The organism is Mesorhizobium sp. M7A.F.Ca.CA.003.01.2.1 (assembly GCF_003998945.1).
Lineage (GTDB): Bacteria > Pseudomonadota > Alphaproteobacteria > Rhizobiales > Rhizobiaceae > Mesorhizobium > Mesorhizobium ciceri.
On record NZ_RZRA01000654.1, the window covers coordinates 1 to 3308 of the forward strand.

3 protein-coding genes and 1 pseudogene are annotated in these 3308 nt (G+C 62.8%); 2 read left to right on the top strand and 2 right to left on the bottom strand.

Annotated features, from left to right (window positions below; translation table 11 throughout):
• A pseudogene (locus tag EN969_RS36195) lies at window positions 1-104 on the bottom strand (DsbA family protein); the annotation flags it as partial.
• 61 nt (window positions 105-165) lie between these two features.
• A complete protein-coding gene (locus tag EN969_RS23070) occupies window positions 166-1560 on the bottom strand; it encodes a M48 family metalloprotease (RefSeq protein ID WP_013531361.1) in 1395 nt (464 codons plus the stop codon).
• A gap of 145 nt (window positions 1561-1705) precedes the next feature.
• On the opposite strand from EN969_RS23070, the gene EN969_RS23075 reads away from it, so the two are divergent.
• On the top strand, window positions 1706-2854 hold the full coding sequence (locus tag EN969_RS23075; protein WP_063168093.1) for an aminotransferase class I/II-fold pyridoxal phosphate-dependent enzyme: 1149 nt from the start codon (window positions 1706-1708) through the stop codon (window positions 2852-2854).
• A gap of 4 nt (window positions 2855-2858) precedes the next feature.
• Window positions 2859-3308 (top strand): glutaminase (locus EN969_RS23080; protein WP_206525209.1); only part of this gene is annotated, 450 nt, incomplete at its 3' end.

Here is a 3308-nt window from a genome sequence, read left to right on the forward strand (position 1 = left end):
GTCCCGGCCTTGGCGATCTGCGGGTTTCCGGCAACGAATCCGAAAGCCAGCATGGCCAGAGCGACCGCAACCCCCGTGGTGCCCAGCAGCAGTGCCTTTTTCATCGTTCCTGTTCCTTCTGCCTGTTTTCCGGTCTGGCTATGTCGTGGCGCGGGGCCGGAAGGTTCACTTGATCTTGGTTGATGGCTTGTAGTTTATGATATCCTGGGCGCGAAGCCAGCGCGGCTCGCCGCGTTTCATCTGCTGCTGCGCCCGCATGGCGAAAATCTTCGCATCCTTGTAGTTGCCGGAATAGAAATGGCTTTCAGCGGTGGCAAGTTCAGCGCCAGGTATGTCGCCCAACTCGCCATAGGCCTGCGCCAGATAGCGATATCCGGCTGAATTTTCCTTGTCGCGACCGAGGCCATTGTTGATCTGCACGACGGCTTTTTTGAGGGAGTCGGGCGTGCCGACGGCCATCAGCGCCTGGCCCACGGACACTGGCAGCAGACCGGACCGAGCCGAATCGAGGCTGACCGCCTTGGCATAGGCGTCCGCGGCTTCCTTGGGTTTGTTGGCTTTCATCAGGATGTCGCCGCGCAGTTCCTGGAAGTAGGCATTCTTCGGTTGCGCTTTGATCAGTGCATTGGTCTTGGCGAGGGCGGCGGCGATGTTGCCGAACAGGTAGGTCGACTGGGCGTCGCCGTACTGGGCGGCGAGGGTTCCTTGCATCTTTCGCATCAGCCGGGACGCGGCCGCCTGGCCTTCCATGTAAACGGCGATCTTCACCCGCATCATGTCATGGCGCTGCTGCAGCGCGGGCGGGTCCGGCCTGTCGACATTGGGGTCCTGTTTCACCAGCACTTCGAGATTGGCGATGCGGTCCTGCGGCATCGGATGGCTGATCCGATACGGATCGACCTGGGCGCCCGAAAGCGAAAGTGCGGTCTGGAAGCGGCGGAATGTCTTCAGCATGCCCATGCCGGACTGGCCGGTGGCGTTGAGATAGGTGATCGCCGAGCGGTCGGCCGTCATCTCCTCGGTGCGCTGATAGGCGAGGATGCTGCGCTGTGCCATTTCGCCGCCGCCGGCAGCCACGCCCATGCCGGCGCCGGCGAGACCGCGGCTGCTGGTTGTGGCACCGGCGACAATGGCGCCGGCGCCAAGCAATGTCGCGATGACGGCCATCGTCTTGGCTCGTTCGAGCTGGTCGCGCAGCTTCTGCTGGTGGCCGCCGGCAATATGACCGGCTTCGTGCGCGATGACGCCGATGATCTCGTTGGGCGTTTCAGCCGTCATCAGCGCGCCGGTGTTGATGAACAGCCGACGCCCGGTGACGAAGGCGTTGAAACTCTGGTCGTTGACCAGGACGATGTCGATGCCGTCATTCGCCAGGCCGGCCGCCCTGAAGATCGGCCGCGCGTAATCGCGCACCAGCGCCTCGATCTCGGCGTCGCGCACCACCGGCACGTTCTGGGCGAAGGCGCTGACCGAGCTCGACATTGCAACGGCAACGCCAAGCGAAAGCGTCGCGAAGACGCGCGCTGCCTGGGCAATCGTCGATCTGGGTCGGCTCAACATGATGTGTCCACTGGTAGACGAGCGGGCGAAAGATGAAAAGTCGGCGCCGGAAACTTCCTCAACTTGTGATCCTCACATCAATCGGGCATTTGTGCGGCACATGCGCCAGTGCCTGGCGCCGTCAGTCATCGGGAATACTGGTTAAATGGTCGTTTCGCTCTCACGCCGCGGCAATGTCGAGCCCTTCCATGCGATGGACATTCTGGCAGAGGCAAACCGGCTGAAGTCCCAGGGCGTGCCGGTTGTTTCGATGGCCGTCGGCCAACCCTCCGATCCCGCACCGGTTCTGGTTCGCGCCGCAGCAGCCAAGGCGCTGCAGGATGGGCGCATCGGCTACACCGACGCGCTCGGACTGGCAGGTTTGCGCAAGGCGATAGCCGGACACTACGCCGATCACTATGGGCTTGATATCGAGCCCGGCCGGATCGCGGTGACCACCGGATCGCCGGCCGCCTTCAATCTTGCCTTCCTGGCGATGTTCGATCGGGGTGACCGCGTCGCCATCGCGGCACCCGGTTACCCTGCCTACCGCAACATCATGGCCGCACTCGGCATAGAGGTGGTCGAGATCGAGCTCGGCGACGCCGCCTACCTGCATGCCGGCCATTTGGAAGCCGCGCATCGTGAAAAGCCGCTGAAAGGCGTTCTCTTCGCCAGTCCCGCCAATCCAACCGGCGCGGTCATACCAGCCGATGAACTGGCGGCTCTGGTAAGGACGGCACAGGACCTCGGCATCGCCGTCATCTCCGACGAAATCTATCACCGGCTGGCCTATGCCGCCCCCGACACCACGGCACTTGCCTATGGCGGCGATGTGACGGTGATCAATTCCTTCTCCAAATATTACTGCATGACCGGCTGGCGAATCGGCTGGATGGTGCTGCCGCAGGAACTGGTGCGGCCGGTCGAGCGCGTCGCCCAGAGCCTCTACATCTCGCCGCCGGAGCTATCGCAGATTGCCGCGATCGAAGCGTTCAGGGCGACCGAGGAACTGGAGGCGGTAAAAGGCCGCTACGCCTGGAATCGCGAGCTCTTGATGAAACGCCTGCCGGAACTCGGCTTTCCGCTGGCGGCGCCCATGGACGGCGCCTTTTATGCGTTCTGTGACGTCACCAGGCATACCAATGACAGCATGGCCTTCGCGCGAAAGATGCTGGCCGAGGCGCATGTTGCAGCAACGCCCGGCCGCGACTTCGACACTCAGGCTGGGCACCGGACCATGCGTTTCTCCTACGCCGGCAGCCACGACGACATGGTCGAGGCAATGGTGCGCATCGAACGCTGGTTGAGGTAGCACCATGCCGGAACTTGAACAGGCCCCCAAACTTGATCGGGCATTGGCCGAAGTCGCCGCCGAAATGGCCGAGCGCACCGATCGCGGCGACGTCGCTTCCTACATTCCGCAGCTGGGCAAGGTCGATCCGAAGAAGTTCGGCATCGCGGCGGTCACCAATGACGGCCGCGTGCTGATGGCCGGCGATGCCGACCAGGCATTTTCCATCCAGAGCATCTCGAAAGTGTTCACGCTGACACTGGCGCTCGGCAATGTCGGTGACGCGCTTTGGCAGCGGGTAGGCCGCGAACCGTCAGGCAATCCATTCAACTCGATCGTGCAGCTCGAGCATGAGAACGGCATTCCGCGCAACCCGTTCATCAATGCCGGCGCCATTGTCATTTCCGACATCCTGCTTGCCGGCCACCAGCCGCGCGAGGCGATCGGCGAAATCCTGCGCTTCATCCAGTTCCTC